A 22,926-nucleotide genomic window follows, 5' to 3' on the forward strand; every position below is an offset into this window, starting at 1 on the left:
ACTCCGCACCGTGCCCGAGGTGAAGTTCGAGATACAGATGTTGCACGACCGGGTGATGGTGCGCCCCGACAAGGAGGGCGAGCGCCGCAGCACCGGCGGCATCGTCATCCCCGCGACGGCCGAGATGGCCAACCGCCTCGTCTGGGGTGAGGTGTGCGGCGTCGGCCATCACGTGCGCTCGGTCAAGGTCGGTGACAAGGTCCTGTTCAAGGACGAGGACCAGTTCGAGGTCGAGGTGCAGGGCGCGATGTACCTGGTGATGCGCGAACGCGACCTGCACGCCGTCGCCAGCGAGCGCCCGGAGTACGGCACCGGTCTCTACCTCTGAGCGCTGGGGCCGGTCAGGTCCCGCGCTCCGATCTCCGGGTGAACGCGGCCTTCACATCGGCTACTCGCTGACAGCCGCGGCGGGCGGCGGGTTCGGCGGCCCGTCCAGCGGCTGCCCCGACTGCAGCAGGGTCATGCCCGGCAGGTCGCTGATCGTTCTCGTCAGGAAGTCCCACGCGCTGGCGCCGGCCGACTCCGCTGCGGACGCCTCCACGCCGCTCGCGTTCGCCGCGTTCTGGCTCCGGCGTTTCTTCGACCAGGAGAAGAGACGCGTCAGGGCACCGGAGTTCTGGATTCGCTCGACCTCGGCGAGATGCCGCTCCTGTTCTTCGAGCGCGCCGCGCCGTGCGTCGCGTGAGGCGGTCATGTTCTTCGTGAGGGCCGCGATGAGCAGCGCGTGCGCGAGGCCGGTGACACCGCGGACCAGGCCCTCCTCAGGGCCGGCGACCGTGGTCACGATGGCCAGGGCGTCGGGGCCGAAGGCGGCGGGCACCAGCAGCCGCAGATCGTCGATCAGGCCCGTCCGCGTCCGGTCGAGGATGTCGGCGTGGGTCACGACCAGCACGAACAGGGGCGGTGGCCGCTCGGTGGCCGCGCGGTACGCCACCGTCGCGTCCATGGCGACGCTGGCGATCCGCATCCCGGTCAGATCGCGGATCTCGCCGCTGCGCTCAGGCGACACGGGGATCTCCACGTGCTCGGCGCGGATGGTCACGATCACACAGTCGCTCTCGCGCACCAGGTCGGTCGCCGCCGGATCACCCCGCTCGGGTACCTCCGCCGAAGGATCGCTCCGCGGGGCGTCCACCTCCCGCCAGTCGATCTCGACCAGAGGATGGGCTCCGTCGACGACCTCGAAGCACCAGTCCGTACGCGCTCCGGCACCACGACGCCGACCGCCCGAGATCAGGTCGTGGAACACACCGAGGTCCGGCGCGTGCAGCCACAGCGGCAGCTCCGGGCCGAGCGCGCGGAACAGCCCGTACACCAGCCCGCTGCGCCCCGATCCCGGCACGCCCAAGACGGTGACCCGGCAGTCGTCCACGTACCGGAATGCCTTGCCGCTCAGCAGACGGGAAGTCTTCACGTTGTACCGCCGGGGCCGCCAGGCCACGTGTTCGGTGTCCGTCGCCTGGCGCAGCACGTGCTCGGCCCGTGCCACATAGCGCGGGCGGATCGGGCTCACCCGGGCCAACGATGGCAGGAAGGGCACCGCGACGTTGCGGGACCGGCGCCGGCCCCGTGGCCGTACGGGAAGCACCGTGACGGTCGAGTGGCTGAGCCTGCGCAGGGCCCCGAGGTAGGTCGCCAGCGGAGCGACCGTCTGGTCGAGCCGGGCGGCCTCGTCGTCGCCGTCGACACCGGTCACCGCGACGACGATGTCGCGTCTGACGGAGGGTTCGGCGGCCTGGAGATGCCCGACGAGGTGGCGCAGCGTGGTGTGGTCGAGCGGCCCGGAGTCGGCTCGCAGGACGATGACCACGGTGTCGGCGGAACTCAGGTGTGCGCGCAGGAGGCCGGTCGCCGTGCCCGCGGGAGTGCTCACGACCAGGGACCCGGGGACGTCGACGATCTCCAACGTGCCCCAGGTGCGCCGTGCCCGCCAGTTCAGCCGCGCGGCGCCCTGGGCGGGCAGCGCGGGCCCCCGGATCTGCCAGAACCAGGCGGTGATCTGGTCCGATGGCGTGGTGCTGCCCCGCGCGGACCGGCCGCGCAGCCGGCGCCAGGCCGTCTGCCCCGCACGGTCGGCCAGGCGCAGCGGCAGACCCGACCGGCGTATCCGGTCGACGCCGAGTGCGCACAGCGCCGTCTTGCCCGCTCCCGGCGGGCCGATGACGACCGTCCTCACAGCGGTGGCAGCTCGCCGCGCGGCAGCCACGCGGGCCGAGGCGGCGGTGGCTCGGGGAGTGCGGCCTCGGCCGGCGCGGTGGTCAGCCGGGGGTTGGCCAGGTGCCGGTCCAGCCGGGGCTGGATCGCGGCGAGCGCCTGTCGCAGCAGCTCCAGGTGCGCCGCGGTCAGGTTGCCCGACTGCGCGGCGGCGCGCAGCGCCGGCGCGAGCCTGCCGTGGTCGTCGCCGGAGAACCACCGGAGCGCGGCGCGGAGGGCCTCTTCGGCCTGGTCGGGCTCGTCTCGCGCGTGGTGCCTCAGCGAGCGGTGAAGCAGGTGGTAGCCCTGGTCGCGGATGTCGTCGAGCCGCAAGCCATGATCGGCCGGCCACCGCCCGGTGGCCTGGTTCGCGCGGGCCGCGGCGGCGTCGGTCCGTTCCCGGTACAGCGGCCGGTTGACCAGATGGTGCGTGTCGACGGTACGCACGGCGAGGAACGCGATCCACCGTGCGGCGAACTCCAGGTTCCGCTCGGTGACACCACGGATCCGCTCGGCCGGCTCCCATTCGTGATCATGCCGGTAGTAGACCGTGTCGATGGTCGTCTGCGGCAGCCACTGGAGCAGCTCGCCGGGAAAGAGGCGGGTCGCCGCGAGGCGGATGTCCAGGCGTTCGCCCAGCGGCACGACGTCGAGGACGATGACGGGTACGCCGTCCAGGTCGTAGCGCAGCAGGCCCGGGTGCGGCCAGGTGAAGTGCCGGTCGGCCAGCCGGATCCGTACGACGTCGCGGTACTGCTCGAGCTCACTGAGAAGGCGCTGGTGCAGCCCGCGCCAGGGGTGGTCGGCGGGTGCGTCGGGGTAGACCGCCGGGATGAGGAGGATCGGCAGCCCTCGTCCGCGCTCGTCGAGCTGTTTCCGTAGCATCCCCGTCGCGGCCAGCCCGCCGGTGAACGGGTAGGTGTCCTTCACCGCCTGGTGATCCAGCAGCTTCTGCGCGAGCTCGTGCTGGAAGAGCTGCAGCTCACGGGCCCGGGCGTGTTCGAGCGCGGATCGTAACGCCTCGTGCTCGCGCGCCTCGCGGGCGAGCCGCAGCTGGAGCTCGGCGGCCGCCTGCGCCGCGCGCGCCTGGCCCTGCGACTGCCGGGCGACGGTGACGGCCGTGGCGACGCTCGCACCGACGCCCAGCAGGCTGAGGGCGTTCCCGACGTTGACCCGCCGGACCATGGAGCTGCGGAACGCCTCGCCTGCGGCCCGGTCCGCCGACTGCTCGGAGTACGCCATCAGCTCCTTGACCACGTCCCAGATCAATGGAGCCACCGTGGAAACGTCCATGAGGCGTCACCCCGTTCGCCCTGCGCCCCGTTCCCCCGCCAACAGGGTGCCACGGTGGGTTTGGTGACGCTATGCCCTAAGTGACCTCTCGGTCACGACTGTCCATCTTCGGCCAGGTAGCGCGCGACAGCCGTGACGTCCGGGGTGGCTCGCCGGGATCCGCGATCGGCTCAGGGGATGGCGACCGGCGGGTTCACGTCAGGGGATCGGGACCTGACGTTCGGCGAGCAGCTCCAGCGTGTCGATGAGGCGGTTGGAGAAGCCCCACTCGTTGTCGTACCAGGCCGCCACCTTGACGTGCCGGCCGTCGACGCGGGTGAGCGCGGCGTCGAAGATCGCCGACGCCGGGTGGCCGGTGATGTCGCTGGAGACCAGCGGCTCGTCGGCGTAGTCGAGGACGCCCTCGAGCCGGCCGTCGGCGGCGGCGCGGTAGGCCGCGAGCACCTCGTCGCGGGTGACCTCGCGCGAGACCGTGGTGTTCAGCTCCACGATCGAGCCGACCGGCACCGGCACGCGGATCGAGTCGCCCGACAGCCTGCCGTCGAGGTTCGGCAGCACCAGGCCGATGGCCTTGGCGGCGCCGGTGGTGGTGGGCACGATGTTCACCCCGGCCGCGCGGGCGCGGCGCAGGTCGCGGTGGGGCCCGTCCTGGAGGTTCTGCTCCTGCGTGTAGGCGTGCACCGTGGTCATGAAGCCGTGCTCGATGCCGGCCAGGTCGTCCAGCACGGATGCCAGCGGAGCCAGCGCGTTGGTGGTGCACGAGGCGTTCGAGACGATCACGTGCTCGGCGGGGTCGTACGCGTCGGTGTTCACGCCGTAGGCGATCGTGACGTCGGCGCCGGCGGACGGGGCGCTCACCAGCACGCGTGCGGCCCCGGCGCGGATGTGCGCGCGGGCGGCGTCCGCCGAGGTGAAGCGGCCGGTCGACTCCAGCACGATGTCGACGTCCAGCTCGGCCCACGGCAGGTCGGCGGGGTCGCGTTCGGCGAGCACCGTGATGCGGCGGCCGTCGACCACGAGCGCGGATCCGTCGATCTCCACGGAACGGCCGAGTCGGCCGAGCGCGCTGTCGTACTTGAGCAGGTGAGCCAGTGTCTCGGGGGCGGTGAGGTCGTTGACGGCGACCACTTCGAGCTTGCTGTCACGCTCCAGCAGGGCCCGGAGCGTGTTGCGTCCGATGCGGCCGAAACCGTTGACGGCGATGCGGGTCATGCGCCCTCCTTCGTCGGAGGGAGTGACCACTGGGGCGTGTCTTTTGATTCCCTCGCTGCGCTCGGTCATGGAGGCTCCTTTCGTCCCGCCCTCCATGCTCGGCACCACCGCGACTCGCCGAAAGTGGCCCGAACGACAACGTGCGCAAGGATCTCGCCAGTATTTTCGCCACCGGCCGCAAGGATCACGCCAACCGGCTCAGGCCGAGAAGGTGTGGCGGTACTCCGTCGGCGAGGTGCCGAGAATGCGCTGGAAGTGCAGACGGAGGTTCGCGGCGGTGCCGAGCCCGACCCGGTCGGCGATCTGCTCCACGCCCAGTTCGGTGCGTTCGAGCAGTTCGCGGGCCAGGTCCACCCGTGCCCGGAGCACCCACTGCATCGGCGTGTGGCCGGTGTCCTTCACGAACCGCCGCGAGAAGGTGCGCGCCGACACCCCGGCGTTGCGGGCGAGCGCCTCCAGGGTCAGGGGTTCGTCGAGGTGCTTCAGGGCCCACTCACGGGTGCTCGCGAACGCGTCGCCGAGTGGTTCGGGCACACTCCGGGGGACGTACTGCGCCTGCCCGCCGCTGCGGTAGGGCGCCGCCACCAGCCGTCGCGCCACCCGGTTGGACAGCGCGACGCCGTGGTCGCGCCGCACCAGGTGCAGGCACAGGTCGATGCCGGACGCCGCGCCCGCCGAGGTCAGTACGTCGCCCTCGTCGACGAACAGGACGTTCTCGTCCACCCGCACGAGCGGATGCCGTTCGGTCAGGGCCTTCGTGTAGTGCCAGTGCGTTGTCGCCCGCTTGCCGTCGAGCAGGCCGGTCGCCGCCAGCGCGAACGCCCCGGTCGAGATGGCCGCGAGCCGGGTGCCGCGCTCGCGCGCGGCCAGGAGCGCGCCGACGACCGCCGCCGGCGGGTCGGTGGTGGCCGGCTCCCGGTAGCCGGGGATGAAGATCGTGTCGGCCCGCTCCAGGGCCTCCAGACCGTCGGCCACGTGGTACGACAGGCCGTCGCCGCCGGTCACCGGCCCGGGTGCGGCGCCGCACACCCGTACCTCGTAGGGCATGCCCGGCCGGCCGGCGAACACCTGCGCGGGGATGCCGACGTCGAGCGGCTTCGCGCCCTCCAGCACGAGCACGGCGACGCGGTGGTTCTCCCGGGCCATCCTGCCTCCTTCGTCCCGGCCATCATCCCGCCCGGGCCGGGGAGGCCGGGCTCAGGGGATCGGGACCGACCGTACGTTCACGGGGCCCTTCGTCGGGTCCAGCTCGTCGGACTGGGAGACGCCGGACGGGGTGATCACGTCCATCGCCCGTGGCACGCCGGCCGGGTCGGCCGCGCAGATCGGGCCCGAGGCATCCGGGCCGCAGACCCCGAAGGCGTACGGCTGCGGCGTCGCGGCGAAGCCGCGGGCCTGGTCGGCGCTGTAGCCGTCCTGGCCGTGCAGCACGACGGCGAAGCTCCAGCCCGGGCCCGGCGCGCCGAACGTGGCCTTCGGCAGCGCGATCGTGATGGTACGGGCGGTCTGCGACGACCGTACGGCCGCGCCGCTCTTCGCGTTCCCGGCCGCGTCCACCCAGACCGGCGCGGCGAAGCCCTGCACCTCGACGCGCTGGGTCCAGGAGTCGCCGAGCGTGTAGTTCCGCGCGGGCGACGCGGCCTGGTCGGAGGCGGCCGAGACGCCCGGCTGCCGGACGTAGACGTCGAGGAGCTGCGCGCCGATCGGGCTGCCGAACGTCGGCGTCAGGTCGCGCAGCCGCGCCTGCAGGTACACGGTCGTCGCGTCACTGATCACCTGGAATCGCTCCAGGTCGTACGCGCCGGGGCGGAAGTCGGCCGCGGTCGGGTAGGCGAAGGTGCCCGGCCCGTGGTCGTCGCCGTCCGGGTCGCTCACGTCCAGCGCGGTGGTGCCACCCGTCAGCTCGCCGACGACCGTGCGCTGCGCGTACGCCGTGCGCCCGCCGGCGGTCGCCGACACCGTCAGGACCGTCGTGCCGAAGCTCACGGGCGCCCGTACCGTGAAGGCGCCGTTCGTACCGGCCCGTGCGGAGGCGACCGCCGTGTCGGCGCCGACGTCCGTGCCGGCCGAGGCGACCTCGACCCGCGCGCCCGGCGCCGTGGTGCCGGTGACCTCGGTCGTCGCGCCGGAGATCGAGGCGCCGTCCGTGGGGCCGGTGACCGTCAGGGGCAGGGCGGCCGGCGCGTGGGCGTACCGGTCGCGGACCGCCGCGGGCCGCTCCAGCGGACGTCCCGCGCCGAGGTCGAGCGCCAGCCGTACGACCTGCGCCTGCGCCCAGGTGAGCGGGGAGGCCGAGCCGGCGGCCTGCCCGTTCGTGAAGCCGATCGAGGCGGTGGCCGGGTCCGCGCCGTACGGGCTCGCGGGCACGTCCTGGTCCTCCCAGGCCTGTTCCGGCACCAGTCCGGTGGGGGAGTAGCGGCTCATCGAGGCGAGCAGGGCCGAGGCCGACCGCGTGTCGTGGACCTGGAGGTCGTGTTCGGCCCGCTCGCCGGACAGCACCGGCCACACGTGCCCGGACCCGGTGTTCCCGGTCGGCCACGGCCTGCCCTCCGGGTCGCAGTCGGTCGGGTCGGCCACGTGGCAGTCGCCGTACCCGTCCTCGGTGCCGGCCGTGCCGGAGCCGTAGCGGTACCAGGCCGGGCCGGTCCGCGTCGGATGCCCGATCACCTTGTCCACGACCGGCAGCGAGGCGGTCACGTCCGGGTCGTCCGGGGCGAGCACGCCCAGGCGGGTCAGCTCCAGGAACCCGGCGTCGACGACCCGCCGCTGGTCCTCAGTGGGCCCGCCGTTGCCCAGCCCGTACGTCGTGGCGGCGTCCGGGTCGCCGGTCTTGGACAGCCGCAAGAAGTACCGGGCGGCGTACGGCCCGGTCGTGGTCACCGTCCAGCCCTTGACCGAACGCGCGAAGTGGTCGGCGGTCGCGAGATAGAGCCGGGCCCGCGCGCCGTCGCCGTGCCGGGCCGCGATCCGCCCGCCCGCGACCAGCCCGGCGATCTCGGCGGCGATGGTCGAGGGGGAGTACCCGGACTGCTCCTCCCAGCGCTCCACGCCGAACGACGGGCCGTGGGAGACCAGGAAGTCCGCGGCCTCGCGCACGTGGTCGCGCCACAGGGCCGCGTCGCCGCCCAGCCCCGCCTGGTCGGCCATGAGGATCGGGTACGCGGTCTCGTCGAGCTGGTCGCCGCCCGTGTCGGGGGCGACCTGTCCGTTCAGCAGCGAGTTGCGCGGCAGCCGTCCGTCGGGCAGCTGCTGGCGCTCCAGCAGGAACCGCGCGGACGCCCGCGCCGTCGCCAGGTCGCCGTCGGTGAGGAACCCGGTGAAGGCCTCGTACAGGTCGCGGGAGAACACCTCGCGGTAGGAGCCGAAGTAGAACGGCCGCCCGCCGGAGCGGTCCGCCGCGCCGATCGCCTGCCCCCACGGACTGGCCAAGGACGCCACGACCGCGCCGGGGAAGGTCTTGTCCTCGCTCGCCTTGATGACGTTGGCGGACCGGTAGTAGGCGTTCGCGTACGCGGCGGGAGGCCGGCGCAGGCCGCGGTCGTAGGCCCGCCAGCCTCCGAGGTAGTCGTTCTCCGTCGCGGCGAACGGCCGGGAGACGGCGTCACCGGCCGTGCCGGTCGCCTGGTCCGCGGTACGCCCGAAGCCGAGCGCGAAGGTCGTCTCGTCGTCCTGGAGCGGGAGCCGCGCGGTCGCGACGACGTTGCCGTCCGGGGCCGCGTCCTCCGGGGTGAGCGTGTGCCGCGCGTCCAGCATGGCCGCGCCGTCGCTCGCGGTGCCGGCGTAGCCGACGCTCGCCTCCGGCAGCGCCCGGCCGGCGCGCAGGGCGACGTACGTCGGGACGGCGTAGTCGCGGTTCGTGGCGCTGGTGAGGGTGTTCTCGTCGCCGACGACGGGCACGCCGTGGCGGACCGTCGCGGTGTCGCCGCCGGCGTTGGCGTCCCCGCCGCCGCCGTTGCCGTTCACGCTCGTGTCCAGCCGCACGTACAGCCGCAGCGGGCTCTTGGCCTCCAGACGCGTGCGCACGACGACGGCGTCGCGGCGTGGATCGGTCACGTACGTCGTGATGAGGCGGTACCGCCCGGCCCTGCTCGCCGTGGTGACCGTGCAGGCCATGCCGGTCGGATCGGCCGCGACGCTGTAGGTCGTGTCCCGGCCCTGCAACTCGGTGAACGTCCGCCCGTCGGTGACCGCGAACCGCATCGACTCGATGTTCGTGTTGTCGATCGTCGGCTCGTACACGTCGGACAGCACACCGCCCGCCACGGTGAACCAGATCTTCGACCCGCCGTGCGCGGTGCCGACACAGTCCTTGCGCGCGAGGTCGAAGTGGGAGACGACGCCCGGGCCGTCCGCCGCGTGCGCGGCGCCGGCCGGAGTCCCGGCGAGCGGCACGGTGAGGGCGACGGCGAGCACGGCGATGTGCGGACGACGCATGGGGGCCTCCGGCATTTGTTGTGCCGCCCAGCAAAGGCCCGCCGCCGATCTTCTGTCAACGTCCGGATCCGGCCTTGACGTCCGGATCCGGACGGGGTCAGAGGGGGAGCGTGAAGGGGGCCAGCCGGGTGTAGACGCCCGGGTAGCCGTCGCGGGCGCAGCCGTACGCCCACGACGTGATGCCCGCGAGCCGGCCGTTCACCACCAGCGGGCCGCCGCTGTCGAACTGGCACGTGTCACCCTTCGGCGAGCCCGCGCAGACCATGTCGCGGTGGTCGAAGGACGAGCCGTACGCGGAGGCGCAGCGCGCGTCGGTCACCAGGGGGATCGTGGCCTGGCGCAGCCGCGCGTTGACCAGGTCGGACTCGGACGTCGTGCCCCAGCCGAGCACCTGGGCGGCCCCGCCGGGCGGGTACAGGCCCCCCTGGCCGATCAGCGGCAGCGGGAGGCGGTCCAGCATCGGGCGGCTCAGCGTCAGCACGGCGACGTCATGGTGCTCGACCGTCTCGCCCTTGAACTCGGTCTCCTTGAAGCCCGGCTGCACCCACACCGACTTCACCTGGACGGTCTCGCCGTCCTTCTTGGTCAGGTCGGCGCGGCCGAACGTGGCGCTCAGCAGCGTCGGCACCGAGCGCAGGAAGTCGACGCAGTGCGCGGCCGTCACGACCTTGTCCGCGGCGACCAGCGTGCCGCCGCAGAACTGCCCGGACGGCCGGATGAGGAACGCGGGGGTGCCCACGGCCGCCAGCCAGGGCGGCGGGGCGGCGGCGGTGCCGCCGACGACCGCGTTCGCGGCCGGCGCGGTGAACGGCCCGGCGAGCAGGCCCGCGGACAGCAGCGCCGCCGAGACGAGGGCGGCGAGGCGACGTGGGAACAGGGGCATGGGGGAACCTCCGTTCGGATGGGGCAAACCTAGCGGTACCGGACACCGTGCGCGAGCCGATGACGCGACCGTCCCCTCCGGGCGGCTCCGTCAGCGGTACGTGCGGCCGGTACGGCTGGAGAACCGCGCGATGAGGCCGCGCGGGATGAGCCGGCCGGCGCCGACGAGGGCCTTGTACTGCGGGCCCGGCACGCTGACGGTGAGGCCGCGGCGGAAGTCGCGCAGACCGGCGGCGACCACGTCGTCGGCGTCCAGCCACAGTGCCGAGGGCAGCCGGGACATGTCGATCCGCGCCCGCTCGTGGAACTCGGTGTGCACGAACCCCGGGCACAGTGCCATGACCGGCACGCCCGGGTAGTCCTGCGCGACCGCCTGGCTGAAGCTCACCACCCACGCCTTCGAGGCCCCGTACGTGCCGCGCGGGAAGAACGCCGCCACCGACGCCACGTTGATGACGCCGCCGCGGCCCCGCTCGCGCATCGCGGGCAGCGCCGCGTGGGTCAGCCGCAGCACCGCCTCGCAGTGCACCCGCAGCATGGTCAGCTCGTCCTGTAGCGGAACGTCGAGGAAGCGCCCCTTCTGCCCGAACCCGGCGTTGTTCACCACCAGGTCGGCGCGGCGCGCCGCCTCCTCGCCCTTGACGATCCCCTCCTCGGTGGACAGGTCGGCGACCACCACCTCGGAGTTCCCGTACTCCTCGGCGGCGCGGGCCAGGCGCTCGGCGTCGCGGGCGAGCAGGATCAGGCTGAAGCCGTCGGCGGACAGACGACGGGCGAACGCCGCGCCGATGCCGGCCGTCGCGCCGGTGATGAGTGCGGTGGGCATGCGCGTACGTTACCGCGCAGTACGCTGCCGCGCCGTACGTCACCGTGCGCTTGTTCCCGACTCACCCGGCCCGGTGCGAACCGAAACGGCGTCACGTGCATCTACTCTGTTCGCGGAGCATTTCTGCGCCGCTCTGGGAGAACGACGGGGGTAGTGCGGTGACGGGGATCGCGGAACGCATGGTGCTGCCGCCCGCCGAGGAGACCGGCGGTCCGCGGCGGCACACCGGCCGCATACTGGCGATCGTCTGCGGGGCGATGGGCCTGCTGCTGCTCGCGCTCGTCGTCTTCCAGATGGTGCGGCCGCTGCCGTCGGCCCGGCTGCGGCTGGTCACGCCCGCGAGTCATACGGTCCCCGGAGCGCTGCACCTGCCCTGGCCCGCCGCCGGCCAGGCCGTGATCGAGGTCGACGGCGTCGGCCGGATGGGCGCCTCCGGCAGCGGGCGGCCGACACCGACCGCCAGCGTCGCCAAGGTGATGACCGCCTACGTCTTCCTCCAGGACCACCCGCTGAGCACCGGGGAGGAGGGCCCGACGTACCGGATCTCGCCGGAAGAGGCCGCCCGCCTGCCCTGGCGCATCGCACGCGACGAGAGCCACGTCGACGTGGTGGCGAACCAGCCCTTCACCGAGCGCGAGGCCCTTGAGGCGCTGATGGTCGTCTCGGCCAACAACATCGCGCACGAGCTGGCCCGCTGGGACGCCGGAGGCGACGCGCCGTTCGCGGCCAAGATGAACGCCGCGGCGCGCCGGCTCGGCATGACCGCCACCCGCTACACCGACCCGAGCGGCTTCGACCCGACCACCGTCAGCACCGCCGCCGACCAGGTGCGTCTCTTCCAGGCGGCGATGCGCATCCCGGCCTTCGCCGAGGTGGTGAGCAAGCCGAGCTTCACGCCGCGCACCGGCGGCGAGACACGCGCGGGCAGCGACACGCTGCTCGGCTCGTACGGCGTGATCGGCGGCAAGACCGGCTACACCGGCAAGGCCGGGGGCAACTACGTCTTCGCGGCCCGCGCGGGCGGCCGGCTGATCGTCGGCGCGGTGATGGCACAGGCGCAGGCCACGAGCTCGGCCGTCGCCATCTCCGCCGCCCAGCCGCTGGTCGTGGCCGCTGAGAACGCCCTGACCCGCGTCACGCTGGCACGGGCCGGCGCCGTGCTCGCCCGCGTCGACGACGGCTTCGGCCACCGGATCCCGCTCGCCGCGACGACACCGGTCACGACGACGGGCTGGCCGGGCCTGACGGTACGGCTGCGCCTCGAGGGCAGGGTGCCCCGCCACGCGCCGGCGGGCCGTGCCGTCGCGTCGATCACGGCGGGCCCCGACCACACCCGCCTGCGCCTGACGCGCCCGCTGCACGCTCCCAGCCTGCTGGACCACCTCACCCGCCTGGGCTGAGCCGATCACCGCGTCTCGACGTCGGCGCCCGCCTGAGCTCGATCAGGGCAGGATCAGGCCCGCACGCGGAAGTCGCGCGGGTCGGGCCGGCGGGTGGCGCGGCGGTAGGCGAACGTGTGGCCGGGCCAGTTGTTGACCATCTTCCCCTCGGCCGTCATGTACCAGCTGCGGCAGCCGCTGGTCCACACCGTGTGCCGGAACCGCCGCTGCAACGCCTGGTTGAACGCGTTCTGCACGTCGGCCCGCACGTCGATGTACCTGGCGCGGGTCAGCGCGCGGACGCAGCCGACGATGTAGTTGAACTGCGACTCCAGCATGTAGATGATCGAGTTGTGGCCGAGGTTGGTGTTCGGCCCGTAGAGCAGGAACAGGTTGGGGAAACCGCTCACCGCGATGCCGAGGTACGCCTCGGCGCCCCCGCGCCACGCCTCGTCGAGCGTGCGCCCGCCCAGCCCCCGTACGGTCATCGGCGCGACGAACGCCTGCGTGCGGAACCCGGTCCCGTAGATGACCGCGTCGACCGGGTACTCCCGCCCGTCCGCGGTGATCACTCCCTGCTCGGAGAACCGGTCGATCGGCGTGGTGACCAGCTCGACGTTCGGGCGGTTCAGGGCGGCGTAGTAGTCGTCGGACAGCAGGATGCGCTTGCAGCCCATGACGTACGCCGGCGTCAGCGCGGCGCGCAGGCTCGGGTCGGGAACCTGTTCGGCGAGCCGCCGGCGGAAGGCCCGCTCGACGAGGCGCATCAGGCGCGGCGCGGTGACGAACCCCAGCCCGCGCGCCTCGAGCCGCGTGTAGAGGTTCGCCCGGCTGAGCGTCCGCAGCACCGGCGCCCACCGCAGCAGGCGCCGCTCCCAGGGGGCGTACGGGCGGTCGGCCTTCTCGATGACGTACGGCGGCGTCCGCTGGAAGACGTGCACCCGGGCCGCCCGCTCCGCGACGTGCGGCACGAACTGGATCGCGCTCGCCCCCGTGCCGACCACCGCGACCCGTTTGCCGGTCAGGTCGCAGTCGTGGTTCCAGCGGGAGGAGTGGAAGGCCGGGCCGGCGAAGGCGTTCGGCTGGTCGGGGTAGGCGGGCCGGTTGAGCTGTCCGCAGGCGGCGACGAGGGCCCGTGCGGTGAGCTCGTCTCCGGCGGTCGTACGGATCCGCCAGAGCCCGTGCTCCTCGTCGAAGGCCGCCTCCTCGACCTCGGAGCCGAACCGCGGCTCGATGCCGTACTTGGCGGCGCAGGCGCGCAGGTAGTCCAGGATCTCCTCCTGCGGCGGGAAGCGCCGCGACCAGTCGCGCCCGCGTTCGAAGGAGAAGGAGTACAGGTGGGACGGGATGTCGCAGGACGCGCCCGGGTAGACGTTGTCCCGCCAGGTGCCGCCGAGATCACCGGCCTTCTCCAGCACCGTGACGTCGCGGACTCCCGCGCGTCTGAGCCGGATGGCCATGCCGATGCCCCCGAAGCCGGCTCCGACGATGACGATGCTGAGCGGTTCGGACATGAGTGGCCTCCCACCCGCATGAAACCAGAATCGAGTTCTGGAGAACAGCGCTCAGGTGCCGGAAGACGTTCTCCGTCGCGTCCGGTACCGCTCAGCGCTGGCGGTAGTGGAAGGTCACGCCGTACGTCCCTGCCTTGGGGGACTTGGCGACCTTTATGCCCGTGAGGGTGAATTGCCCGATCGTTGCGCCGTGCGGGACGGTCGTCGCGGTGATCGTCCGGTGGGCTCGGTGGGCGACGTCGGTGATCGCGACGCGCATCCGCCCGGAGCGCAGCGCGCCCGTGTGCACGCGCAGGCCGCTCGCGGTCTTCAGACCGCCCGGGGCCTGCCACCAGATGGCCGCCTGGTGCCCGGCACTGGCCGACGCCGAGGGGCTCGGAGACGCCTTCCGCGCGGCCGTGCGCTCCCGCCGCACCGCGCCGGCCGGGTCGCTGCACCCCGCCAGCATCCCGATCGCGACGATCGCCGCCGGCACGCGTACGCCTCCGCGCATCACTCGTTGGAACACGAGGTAAACCCTATCGGCGTCGGCGTACCCCTTCGCGGGCGCCGAGCTTGCCCAGCAGCCGTACGAGGGTGTCGCGCTCCTCGTCGGACAGTGTGCCGGCCCACAGCCGCTCGCGGTCGTTGTGCGTGGCGAACGCCGTGCTGATGGCCTCCTCGCCCGCGTCGGTGAGGCTGAGGCGTACGGCCCGGCGGTCCTTGACGTCGGGCGCCTTGCTCACCAGGCCGTCACGGCTGAGCGTGCCGACGAGCGCGGAGACCGCCTGCCGGCTCATCCCGGACAGCTCGGCGGCGCGCTTGGCCTCCATCGGGCCGGCGACCCAGAGCGTGAACAGGAGCCGGAACCCCGGGTAGCTCCAGCCGCGCGGGCGGTGCACCACCGACTCCATGTCGTACACGACCATGTTCGTCACCCGGTAAAGGGTGAGGATGAGGCGCATGGCCTCCGGGTCGATCGCCGGGAGCCGGTCCCGCGTGCGCTCGACCGCGGCGTCGACGAATGACCAGAAGTCGAGGTCTTGTGCGGTCACGGACCACAGCTTAGAGTCGAAGACGAGTAGTAATCAAAGCTTTGATTAACTGCGGGAGGCGAGATGCCCTACTACCGCGTGACGGGGGAGGTCCCCCGCAAGCGTCACATCCAGTTCCGCCGGCCCGACGGTGGCCTGTACGCCGAGGAGCTCATGGGGGAGGAGGGCTTCTCCTCCGACTCCTCGCTGCTGTACCACGTGCACCTGCCCACCGCGATCGTCAAGAGCGAGGGCGTGGACCTGCCCGCGCACGCCGGCGGCGCGAGCCCGAACCACCCGCTGATGCCGCGCCACTTCAAGCCGCACGACCTGACCGCGGGCGGCGACCCGGTGCTCGGCCGTCACCTGCTGATGGCCAACGACGACGTGCGGATCTCCTACGTCGCCGCGGACGCCGACGGCCACCTGTACCGCGACTCCGTCGGTGACGAGTGCGTGTACGTCGAGAGCGGCACGGCCCGGCTGGAGTCGACCTACGGCGCGCTGGAGGTCGGACCGGGCGACTACGTCGTCATCCCGACCGGCACGATCCACCGCTTCGTCCGCACGGGAGAGGACCTGCTGCGGCTGATGGTGTTCGAGGCCTCCGGGCACATCCGGCCGCCGAAGCGCTATCTGTCGCAGTACGGCCAGTTCCTCGAACACGCGCCGTACAGCGAGCGCGACCTGCGCGCGCCGTCCGAGCCGCTCGTGCTGGAGGGCGAGGACGTGCCGGTGCTCGTCCGTCACCGCGGCGGGCTGTCGCGCCTGACGTACCGCAACCATCCGCTCGACGTCGTGGGCTGGGACGGCTGCCTCTATCCGTTCGCGTTCAACATCCACGACTTCGAGCCGGTCGTGAAGCGCACGCACGCGCCGCCGCCGGTCCACCAGACGTTCGAGGGTCCCAATTTCGTGATCTGCTCGTTCTGTCCGCGGCCACTGGACTTCCACCCCGAAGCCATTCCCATTCCGTACAACCACCACAACGTCGATTCCGACGAGATGATGTTCTATGTCGGTGGTGACTATTCGGCGCGTAAGGGATCCGGCATCGATGTCGGCTCGATAAGCCTGCATCCGTCCGGATTCACCCACGGTCCGGCGCCGGGCGCGGTCGAGGGCGTCATCGAGGCGGTCCGCAAGGGTCACACGGAAACGACCGAGATGGCCGTGATGGTGGACACCTTCCGCCCGCTGAACATCGGCCACCAGGCGTCATCGGTCGAGGTGGGCGACTACGCCTGGACGTGGGCGCGCTAGACGTCCCGCACATTCGCCGCAGATCCCGGATGTAGTTTCCCGGCGAAATGAAAATGTGTGATCACGGAGTGTGACCAAAGCCGGTCCGGGTAGAAGACGCTCCGGATCCGGGTGCTCGACTGTGCGGTTTCGAGATGGGCACCCGGATTCCTCAACGCACGGCAGTCTTCTACTCGGAATGGGGATCATGCATGCGCAAACTGTGCACGCTCGGCACCGGAGTTCTGGCCCTCGCCGCCGTCCTCGGCAGCGGGGCGGCCGCGAACGCCGATGACGCGGGCCGCGCCGGCAAGAAGGTGGACGGCTACCAGGTGGTCGTCCTGCCCAACGCCAACGTCGGCAACTTCACCCGGCGTACGGTGTACTGCCCGGCGGGCAAGCACGTGATCGGCGGAGGCGGCGAGGCACAGGGCAACGACGCCATCCTGGTGGGTAGCTTCCCCACCTCGGACGGGCGCGGCTGGATCGCCCTGGGCCGCCAGAACAGGTACAGCACGGTGGGCATCAGCGTGTACGCCATCTGCGCGTTCTAGGGCGCGGACACGCCGGTCTCCGCGCGGTTCGTTGGCGCGAGCGGGCCGCGGAGCACGGCTCTCACGAATGTCGACGCCGGTCCTCCCGGGAGGGCCGGCGTCGGCGTCTCCGCGTCCTAGGCGAGGACCGGAACGGCGGCGAGCAGCGTGCGGGTGTACTCGTGCCGCGGGGACGTGTACAGCTCCTCCGCGTCGGCCAGCTCGACCAGCGCGCCGTTCCGCATGACCGCCACCCGGTCGCTCACCTGCCGCACGACCGCCAGGTCGTGCGAGACGAAGACGATCGTCAGCTCGTACTCCTCCTGCAGGTCGCGCAGCAGGTCGAGGATCTGCGCCTGTGTCGAGACGTCCAGCGCCGACACCGGCTCGTCGCAGACCAGCAGCTTCGGCCGGAGCGACAGGGCGCGCGCGATGCCCATGCGCTGCCGCTGGCCGCCGGAGAACTCGTGCGGATACCGGTCGTGCCGCGCAGGGTCCAGCCCGACGCGTTCCATCAGCTCGCGTGCGGTCCGCAGCGCCTCCCGGTCGCCGGTGCCCTGCACCCGCAGCGGGTCGGCGATGCTGTCGCCCACGGTGCGCCGCGGGTTGAGGGAGGAGACCGGGTCCTGGAAGACCATCTGCAGGTCGCGGCGTACCGGCCGCAGCGCGCGCTCCGGCAGCCCCGTGAGGTCGCGGCCGTCGAACACGATGCCGCCCGACGTCGGCTCCAGCAGCCGCACGATCATCCGGGCGAGCGTGGTCTTGCCACTGCCGCTCTCGCCGACCACGCCGAGCGTCTCGCCGCCGAGGATCTCCAGGGACACGTCGTCGACCGCCCGCAGCACGTCGCGGCGCAACCCGCCGCCCGGCCGCCGGAACTCCCGCGTGAGCCCCGTCACGGTCAGCAACGGCTCACCGGGAGGTTGGTGGGTCGGCCGGGGGGAGACAGGCCCGTCGATGCGAGGGACGGCGTCCAGCAGCGCACGGGTGTACGGGGCGGTCGGCGCCCTGAGGACCTCGCCCACCGGCCCCTCCTCGACCGCCCGGCCGTCCTGCATGACCAGCACCCGATCCACCGAACGGGACACCACGCCCAGGTCGTGGGTGACGAGCAGCAGCGCCATGCCGGTGTCGGCCCGCAGTTCGTCGATGAGGTCGAGGATCTGCGCCTGCACGGTGACGTCGAGCGCGCTGGTCGGCTCGTCGGCGACGAGGACCTCCGGCTCGCAGGCCAGCGCCATCGCGATCAGCGCCCGCTGCCGCATGCCGCCGGAGAACTCGTGCGGCCGGGCCCGCGCCCGCCGCGCCGCGTCCGGGATGCCGACCCGGTCGAGCACCTCGACGGCCCGCGCCCACGCGGCCCGGCGGCCCGCACCGGTGTGGTTGCGGTAGACCTCCGCGATCTGGTCGCCGATCCGGAAGTACGGGTCCAGCGCCGACAGCGGATCCTGGAAGATCATCGCGATGCGCCGGCCCCGCAGCCGGCGTACCGATTCGTCGTCGAGCGCGCCCACGTCGTCGTCGCCGAGCAGGACCCGTCCCGACACCCGGGCGCCGGTGCCACGGTGCAGGCCGAGCAGGGCGAGCGCGGTCGTGCTCTTGCCCGACCCGGACTCGCCGACGATGCCCAGCGCCCCGCCCGCGGCGAGGTCGAAGGAGACCCCGTCGACCGCGCGCAGCACGCCGTCCCCGGTGGGGAACTCCACGCTCAGGTCCTGGACCGACAGCAGTGGTTCGCTCATGAGAGCACGACCCTTCGGTCGACCACCGCGTACAGCAGGTCCGCGGCGGTGTTGGCGACGACGATCGCCGCGCCGGCCACCAGCGTGAGCCCGGCGACGACCGGCAGGTCGACGTTGTTGGACGACTGCACGATGAGCTGCCCGAGACCGGGCAGGCCGAACAGCGTCTCGGTGAGCATCGCGCCGACCAGGATGTAGCCGAAGTCGTACGCGCTGATCGTGATGACGGGCGTGATCGCGCCGCGCAGCGCGTGCCGTCCGACGATCCGCCGCTCCCGCAGCCCGTACGCCCGGAACGTGCGGATGTGGTCCTCCGACAGGGTCTCCAGCATCCCGGTGCGGGTGAGCCGCGCGTAGATGGCCGCCTGCGCGATGGCGAGCGTGAACCAGGGGAGGAGCAGGTTCTTGGCCCACTCGGCCGGGTTCTCGGTGAACGGGACGTACACCGGGAAGCTCAGCCAGTGCAGGTAGCCGCAGAACAGCATCAGCAGCAGCATGCCGCTGACGAAGATGGGGGCGCCGAACGCGAGCACCGACGCCGCCGTCACCACGCGGTCGGTGATCCGGCCCGCGCGCAGCGCCGACAGGACGCCGGCCGGCACGCCGATGAGCAGCCAGATCACCATGGCGCCGATCGTCAGTGACAGGGACACGGGCAGGCGCTGCCCGATCAGTGACAGCACCGGCTGGTCGTTCTGGAAGGAGAAGCCCAGGCAGGGCGCCGCGCAGTGCGAGACGTCCGGGCCGGAGCTGTAGTCGCGGCCGACGAAGATGCCCTCCAGGAAGTGCCAGAACTGCACCCATTCCGGCTGGTCGAGGCCCAGCTTGTGGTCGATGACGGCGAGCTGCCCGCCGCCGCAGCCCTTCCCGCACACGAGCACCGCCGGGTCCGACGGCAGCGTGTAGAAGATGAGGTAGACCAGCGCGACCATGACCAGCAGCAGCACCACCGTGCTGGCGAACCGCCGCAGCAGAAATCGTGTCATTGGTCGCTCACCACTCCTCACTCGCTCCGCGGGTGGCCTCGTTCCTCAGCCACCCACTCCGCTCGCTACGTCGGGTTCGCTCCGTCATCTCCGGCCTCCCCGCAGTGAGCGCGCCTTCGGGTCGAGGGCGGTGCGGACGCCGTCGGCGAGCACGGTGAACGCCAGGACGTTGACGAGCAGCAGCAGGCCGGGCACGAGCACGTACGTCGGGTCGGCCTGGAACCACGTCGTCGCGCTGGACAGCATCTGCCCCCAGGAGGAGCCGGGCGGCCGCACGCCCACGCCGAGGAACGACAGCCCGGCCTCGGAGATCATGTTGGACGGGATGAGCAGCGCGGCGTACGTCACCAGCGGGGCCGACACACCCGGCAGGATCTCCCGCACCGCGACGCGGGCCCGGCTCGCGCCGGACAGTCGCGCCGCGGACACGTAGTCGCGGGTCTTCAGCGACAGCACCTGCCCGCGGATCAGCCGGGCCGTGCCGCCCCAGCCGAACAGGCCGATGACGAGCATGAGCAGCAGCGGCCGGGGAAAGCCCGACGGCACGATCGCCAGCAGCGCGATGGCGAAGATGAGCTGGGGGAAGGAGATGGCCAGGTCGATCAGGCGGCCGAGCACCGAGTCGGCGACCTTGCCGCCCAGCCCGGCCGCCAGCCCCACGCCGACGCCCAGCAGGATCTGCACGATGAGGGTGCCGAAGGCCACCAGGAAGGAGATCTGCGCACCGCCCAGCGCACGGGCGAACAGATCACGGCCGGTCGTCGGCTCCACACCGAGCCAGTGCGCGCCGCTCGCGCCGCCGAACGCCCCGCGCGGCACGCCGCCGCGCGCGGAGTCGAGCAGCTCGGGGTGGTACGACGTGGCGTCCTGGCCCTCCAGGTGAATGAGCAGCGGCGCGGCGACCGCGGCGACGATCATGAGGACCGCCACCACGAGTCCCGCCATGGCCATCCGGTCGGCGAACAGCCGCTGCCGTACCTGACGGCCCCGGGTCGGCGCCTCCGGAGCGGCGCCGACCTCGGTGACCAGTTCTGCGGTCATTTAACCGAGACCATGGCCGGGTCGTAGGAGCCGCGCCACTGGTCGAGGTAGGCGTTCTTGACGTTCTTGCCGGTCAGCCGGATGTAGATCGGGTGGATCAGCGGCACGGTGAGCGCCTGCTTGCCGATCTCGGCGTCCAGCGCGCCCCAGCGGGGCCGGGCCTGGGCCGGGTCGGTGATCTTGTTGATGGCGTCGAACTCGGCGTTGATCTTCGGGTCGTTCAGCTGGGAGGCGTTGAAGTTGCCGCCGTCCTTGAGGATCTGCCGGCCGTCGAAGATCGGCCCGAGGAACGGCCCGCCGGTCGGCCAGTCCGCGCCCCAGGTGGTGAGGAACATGCCCGGCTCGGTCGAGGGCTTCTGGATCGCGTCGCCGTACGCGGCGTCGTCGTAGGGCTTGAGGGTCACGTTGATGCCGGCCTGCTTGAGCGCGGCCTGGACGGCGGTGGCCACGGCCGGTCCGTCGTGGTTGTAGTCGGCGTTGCGGTGCGCGAGCGTGACGGTCAGCCCGCTCGCGTGCCCGGCCTGGGCGAGGAGCTCCTTGGCCTTCGCCGCGTCGCCGCCCGGCCCCGCCGGGAAGTAGTCGTACGGCTGGTAGCCGAACGCGGCCTGGTCGGGCAGGAACGTCGTCGCGGCCTTGGCGAGCGAGCTGCCGCCCGCCGCGTTGACCACCGACTGGCGGCTGACCGCGTACGCGACCGCCTCCCGCACCCGGATGTCGTCGAACGGCTTCACCTTGGGGTTGAAGGCGATGTAGTCGGTCTCGCCGAACTCGCCCTTGACCGCGCGCTTCTTCAGGTTCGGGTCATTGCTGATCCGGGCCAGCTCGGCGGGGGACAGGTCGGTGTCGGCGGTGATGGCGTTCGCGTCCTTGCCGGCGCTGGAGCTGAGCCGCTGGTTGATCACGGCCGCGTTCAGCCCGTAGGTGCCCTCGATCCGGTCGGGGCAGGCCAGCCGCTGGTCGTCGACCGAGCGCGACCAGTACGGGTTGCGGACCAGCACCAGGTTCTTGTCCTGCTCGTGCGACTGCACCTTGTACGGGCCGCTGGCCACCGGGTGCTTCTCGTACCCGGTGCCGTCGTCCTTGGCCTTGGGCACCGGGGCGAACTGCGTCGCCGTCGCCACGTACGGGAAGTCGCCCTCGGGCTTGCGCAGCTTGAAGATGATCGTCTTGTCGTCCGGCGTCTGGATCGAGTCCAGCTCCTTGCCCTTGTACGGGCCCTTGTAGTCCTCGCCGCCGACCAGCCAGTCGCGCAGGTACGGGATGCCGCCGGGCAGCTCGGGCGCGAACGCCCGCTCCACGCCCCACTTGATGTCCTTGGCGGTGATGGGCGTGCCGTCGTCGAACTTCAGCCCGTCCTTCAGGTGATAGGTCCAGGTCTTGGCGTCGGCGCTCGCCTTGCCGGTGTCGGTGGCCAGGTCGGGCACGACCTGGTCGCCCGCCTCACCGGGCACCCGGTGCCGGGTGGTGAGCGTACGGAAGATCAGAGAGGTGACCGAGCCGCCGCCGGAGGTGTAGATCCGGGCGGGGTCGAGGTGGTGACCGGTGGAGTCGCTCTGGTTGAGAACGTAGAGCGTTCCTCCCTGGCAGTTCTTCGGGTCGAACGCCGCACCTCCCGACGAGGAGGAGCCGTGGTCCGAGGAGCAGGCCGCGGCGGCGGTCAGCAGGGCGGCGGTGGTGAGCAGGGCAGCGCTTCTTCGCATCACAGGTTTCCCATTCAGGGCGATGACGGCGGCATGACACGACTGTCACAGAGGATGACAGCCGCAACTTGACCGGAAAAGGGGGAGATCAAGACCGAGGCGCGAGATGCCTGGTGATCAGGGGCGGAGGCTCAGAGACTGGATCAGGCCGCACACAGTGCGCTGGCCTGCCGTCGAAGGTCGACGTGCAGGCGCGCCACGAGAGGCTCGCTCCGATACACAATCATGAAGATATCTCATACCGGGATCATGAGCATCGAGGTGTTCCCTTGATCACCGATGCGTGGTCCACTGGTGGCGTGACGGAGGCCGATGAGGTGGCGCGGCGCTGCGCCGAGAAGATGTACGCCGCCGACCGTTCGTCACAGCACCTCGGCATCGAGATCAGCGACGTCGCGGCGGGCCGCGCCCGCGCGCGGATGACCGTCGCGGACACCATGGTCAACGGGCACGGCATCGCGCACGGCGGCTACGTGTTCCTGCTGGCCGACACGGCCTTCGCCTTCGCGTGCAACACCTACGAGATCGCCACCGTCGCGGCGGCCGCCGACGTGATCTTCGTCGCGCCGGCGCGGGCGGGCGACGTCCTGGTCGCCGAGGCCGTCGAACGCGTCCGCTTCGGCCGCGCCGGGGTCTACGACGTGACCGTCCGCCGAGCCGACGGCGAGGTCGTCGCCGAGTTCCGCGGCAACAGCCGCGCCCTGCGCACGGAAACCTCATGACCGAGCGGAGCGAGGGAATCGAGGGCGCGTTCCGGTGGTCACTCCTTCCGACGCAGGAGGGCCCATGACCGAGCGGAGTGAGGGAGTCGAGGGCGCGTTCCGGTGGTCACTCCTTCCGACGCAGGAGGGCCCATGACCGAGCGGAGTGAGGGAGTCGAGGGCGCGTTCCGGTGGTCACTCCTTCCGACGCAGGAGGGCCCATGACCGAGCGGAG

The 22,926-nt window shown here is 72.0% G+C and carries 20 protein-coding genes; 5 read left to right on the top strand and 15 right to left on the bottom strand.

Annotated elements, in window-relative coordinates:
* The first annotated feature begins 10 nt into the window (after window positions 1-10).
* A complete protein-coding gene (locus tag QSK37_RS41865) occupies window positions 11-328 on the top strand; it encodes a GroES family chaperonin (RefSeq protein WP_285576667.1) in 318 nt (105 codons plus the stop codon).
* 60 nt (window positions 329-388) lie between these two features.
* Here the strand turns inward: QSK37_RS41865 and QSK37_RS41870 are convergent, their stop codons facing one another.
* From QSK37_RS41870 to QSK37_RS41900, 7 genes are all read right to left on the bottom strand, one after another.
* Window positions 389-2,176, bottom strand: a complete 1,788-nt coding sequence (locus tag QSK37_RS41870) for a hypothetical protein (RefSeq protein ID WP_285632670.1) — start codon at window positions 2,174-2,176, stop codon at window positions 389-391.
* A complete protein-coding gene (locus tag QSK37_RS41875) occupies window positions 2,173-3,486 on the bottom strand; it encodes a hypothetical protein (protein ID WP_285632673.1) in 1,314 nt (437 codons plus the stop codon). The genes QSK37_RS41870 and QSK37_RS41875 overlap by 4 nt, the downstream gene beginning before the upstream one ends.
* Before the next feature lie 198 nt (window positions 3,487-3,684).
* Complete coding sequence (gene gap, locus QSK37_RS41880) at window positions 3,685-4,698, bottom strand: type I glyceraldehyde-3-phosphate dehydrogenase (protein ID WP_285632676.1); 1,014 nt, start codon at window positions 4,696-4,698, stop codon at window positions 3,685-3,687.
* 198 nt (window positions 4,699-4,896) lie between these two features.
* Window positions 4,897-5,844: a GlxA family transcriptional regulator gene (locus tag QSK37_RS41885; protein WP_285632678.1), complete on the bottom strand. Its 948-nt coding sequence runs from the start codon at window positions 5,842-5,844 to the stop codon at window positions 4,897-4,899.
* Window positions 5,845-5,895: 51 nt separating this feature from the next.
* The gene (locus QSK37_RS41890; protein ID WP_285632681.1) at window positions 5,896-9,132 is read right to left on the bottom strand and encodes a glucodextranase DOMON-like domain-containing protein; all 3,237 of its coding nucleotides are present in this window, start codon (window positions 9,130-9,132) and stop codon (window positions 5,896-5,898) included.
* A 97-nt stretch (window positions 9,133-9,229) separates the two neighbouring features.
* The gene (locus QSK37_RS41895) at window positions 9,230-10,015 is read right to left on the bottom strand and encodes a serine protease (protein WP_285632684.1); all 786 of its coding nucleotides are present in this window, start codon (window positions 10,013-10,015) and stop codon (window positions 9,230-9,232) included.
* A 90-nt stretch (window positions 10,016-10,105) separates the two neighbouring features.
* Window positions 10,106-10,840, bottom strand: coding sequence for an SDR family NAD(P)-dependent oxidoreductase (locus QSK37_RS41900; RefSeq protein ID WP_285576680.1), 735 nt, complete (start codon window positions 10,838-10,840; stop codon window positions 10,106-10,108).
* A gap of 158 nt (window positions 10,841-10,998) precedes the next feature.
* Here QSK37_RS41900 and QSK37_RS41905 point away from each other — a divergent pair, with 158 nt between their 5' ends.
* Entirely contained in the window at window positions 10,999-12,240 is a 1,242-nt protein-coding gene (locus QSK37_RS41905) for a D-alanyl-D-alanine carboxypeptidase family protein (RefSeq protein WP_285632686.1), read from the top strand.
* 53 nt (window positions 12,241-12,293) lie between these two features.
* Here the strand turns inward: QSK37_RS41905 and QSK37_RS41910 are convergent, their stop codons facing one another.
* The 3 genes from QSK37_RS41910 to QSK37_RS41920 form a co-directional block, all read right to left on the bottom strand.
* Window positions 12,294-13,733 carry a flavin-containing monooxygenase gene (locus QSK37_RS41910; RefSeq protein WP_285632689.1) on the bottom strand — a complete coding sequence of 480 codons (1,440 nt, stop codon included), beginning with the start codon at window positions 13,731-13,733 and terminating at the stop codon, window positions 12,294-12,296.
* A 91-nt stretch (window positions 13,734-13,824) separates the two neighbouring features.
* Entirely contained in the window at window positions 13,825-14,241 is a 417-nt protein-coding gene (locus QSK37_RS41915; protein WP_285632692.1) for a hypothetical protein, read from the bottom strand.
* Window positions 14,242-14,251: 10 nt separating this feature from the next.
* Entirely contained in the window at window positions 14,252-14,767 is a 516-nt protein-coding gene (locus QSK37_RS41920) for a MarR family winged helix-turn-helix transcriptional regulator (RefSeq protein ID WP_432705652.1), read from the bottom strand.
* Between the two features lie 63 nt (window positions 14,768-14,830).
* On the opposite strand from QSK37_RS41920, the gene QSK37_RS41925 reads away from it, so the two are divergent.
* Together QSK37_RS41925 and QSK37_RS41930 are read left to right on the top strand one after the other, a co-directional pair.
* Window positions 14,831-16,009, top strand: coding sequence for a homogentisate 1,2-dioxygenase (locus QSK37_RS41925; protein WP_285632695.1), 1,179 nt, complete (start codon window positions 14,831-14,833; stop codon window positions 16,007-16,009).
* Window positions 16,010-16,200: 191 nt separating this feature from the next.
* Window positions 16,201-16,542, top strand: coding sequence for a hypothetical protein (locus QSK37_RS41930; RefSeq protein WP_285576690.1), 342 nt, complete (start codon window positions 16,201-16,203; stop codon window positions 16,540-16,542).
* A 116-nt stretch (window positions 16,543-16,658) separates the two neighbouring features.
* Here the strand turns inward: QSK37_RS41930 and QSK37_RS41935 are convergent, their stop codons facing one another.
* The 5 genes from QSK37_RS41935 to QSK37_RS51930 form a co-directional block, all read right to left on the bottom strand.
* Window positions 16,659-18,263: an ABC transporter ATP-binding protein gene (locus QSK37_RS41935; RefSeq protein ID WP_285632697.1), complete on the bottom strand. Its 1,605-nt coding sequence runs from the start codon at window positions 18,261-18,263 to the stop codon at window positions 16,659-16,661.
* Entirely contained in the window at window positions 18,260-19,249 is a 990-nt protein-coding gene (locus QSK37_RS41940) for an ABC transporter permease (RefSeq protein ID WP_285632700.1), read from the bottom strand. Before QSK37_RS41940 ends, QSK37_RS41935 begins: the two co-directional genes overlap by 4 nt.
* Before the next feature lie 84 nt (window positions 19,250-19,333).
* Window positions 19,334-20,290 (bottom strand): ABC transporter permease, encoded by a 957-nt coding sequence (locus QSK37_RS41945; RefSeq protein ID WP_285632703.1) that lies wholly within the window; start codon window positions 20,288-20,290, stop codon window positions 19,334-19,336.
* Window positions 20,287-21,990 carry an ABC transporter substrate-binding protein gene (locus QSK37_RS41950; RefSeq protein ID WP_285632706.1) on the bottom strand — a complete coding sequence of 568 codons (1,704 nt, stop codon included), beginning with the start codon at window positions 21,988-21,990 and terminating at the stop codon, window positions 20,287-20,289. Before QSK37_RS41950 ends, QSK37_RS41945 begins: the two co-directional genes overlap by 4 nt.
* A 143-nt stretch (window positions 21,991-22,133) precedes the next feature.
* On the bottom strand, window positions 22,134-22,217 hold the full coding sequence (locus tag QSK37_RS51930; protein ID WP_425550916.1) for a putative leader peptide: 84 nt from the start codon (window positions 22,215-22,217) through the stop codon (window positions 22,134-22,136).
* Window positions 22,218-22,331: 114 nt separating this feature from the next.
* On the opposite strand from QSK37_RS51930, the gene paaI reads away from it, so the two are divergent.
* Window positions 22,332-22,712 (top strand): hydroxyphenylacetyl-CoA thioesterase PaaI, encoded by a 381-nt coding sequence (gene paaI, locus QSK37_RS41955; RefSeq protein WP_285632930.1) that lies wholly within the window; start codon window positions 22,332-22,334, stop codon window positions 22,710-22,712.
* Window positions 22,713-22,926 lie beyond the last annotated feature (214 nt).

Origin of the sequence: Actinoallomurus iriomotensis, from assembly GCF_030269445.1 — a bacterium.
In the GTDB taxonomy this organism is placed as follows: Bacteria; Actinomycetota; Actinomycetes; order Streptosporangiales; family Streptosporangiaceae; genus Actinoallomurus; species Actinoallomurus iriomotensis.

Coding starts and splice junctions, on each gene's coding strand:
- QSK37_RS41875 (WP_285632673.1), bottom strand. CDS start 3,486: ATGGACGTTTCCACGGTGGCTCCATTGATCTGGGACGTGGTCAAGGAG.
- gap (WP_285632676.1), bottom strand. CDS start 4,698: ATGACCCGCATCGCCGTCAACGGTTTCGGCCGCATCGGACGCAACACG.
- QSK37_RS41885 (WP_285632678.1), bottom strand. CDS start 5,844: ATGGCCCGGGAGAACCACCGCGTCGCCGTGCTCGTGCTGGAGGGCGCG.
- QSK37_RS41890 (WP_285632681.1), bottom strand. CDS start 9,132: ATGCGTCGTCCGCACATCGCCGTGCTCGCCGTCGCCCTCACCGTGCCG.
- QSK37_RS41895 (WP_285632684.1), bottom strand. CDS start 10,015: ATGCCCCTGTTCCCACGTCGCCTCGCCGCCCTCGTCTCGGCGGCGCTG.
- QSK37_RS41900 (WP_285576680.1), bottom strand. CDS start 10,840: ATGCCCACCGCACTCATCACCGGCGCGACGGCCGGCATCGGCGCGGCG.
- QSK37_RS41910 (WP_285632689.1), bottom strand. CDS start 13,733: ATGTCCGAACCGCTCAGCATCGTCATCGTCGGAGCCGGCTTCGGGGGC.
- QSK37_RS41925 (WP_285632695.1), top strand. CDS start 14,831: ATGCCCTACTACCGCGTGACGGGGGAGGTCCCCCGCAAGCGTCACATC.
- QSK37_RS41930 (WP_285576690.1), top strand. CDS start 16,201: ATGCGCAAACTGTGCACGCTCGGCACCGGAGTTCTGGCCCTCGCCGCC.
- QSK37_RS41935 (WP_285632697.1), bottom strand. CDS start 18,263: ATGAGCGAACCACTGCTGTCGGTCCAGGACCTGAGCGTGGAGTTCCCC.
- QSK37_RS41940 (WP_285632700.1), bottom strand. CDS start 19,249: ATGACACGATTTCTGCTGCGGCGGTTCGCCAGCACGGTGGTGCTGCTG.
- QSK37_RS41945 (WP_285632703.1), bottom strand. CDS start 20,290: ATGACCGCAGAACTGGTCACCGAGGTCGGCGCCGCTCCGGAGGCGCCG.
- QSK37_RS41950 (WP_285632706.1), bottom strand. CDS start 21,990: ATGCGAAGAAGCGCTGCCCTGCTCACCACCGCCGCCCTGCTGACCGCC.
- QSK37_RS51930 (WP_425550916.1), bottom strand. CDS start 22,217: ATGATTGTGTATCGGAGCGAGCCTCTCGTGGCGCGCCTGCACGTCGAC.
- paaI (WP_285632930.1), top strand. CDS start 22,332: ATGTACGCCGCCGACCGTTCGTCACAGCACCTCGGCATCGAGATCAGC.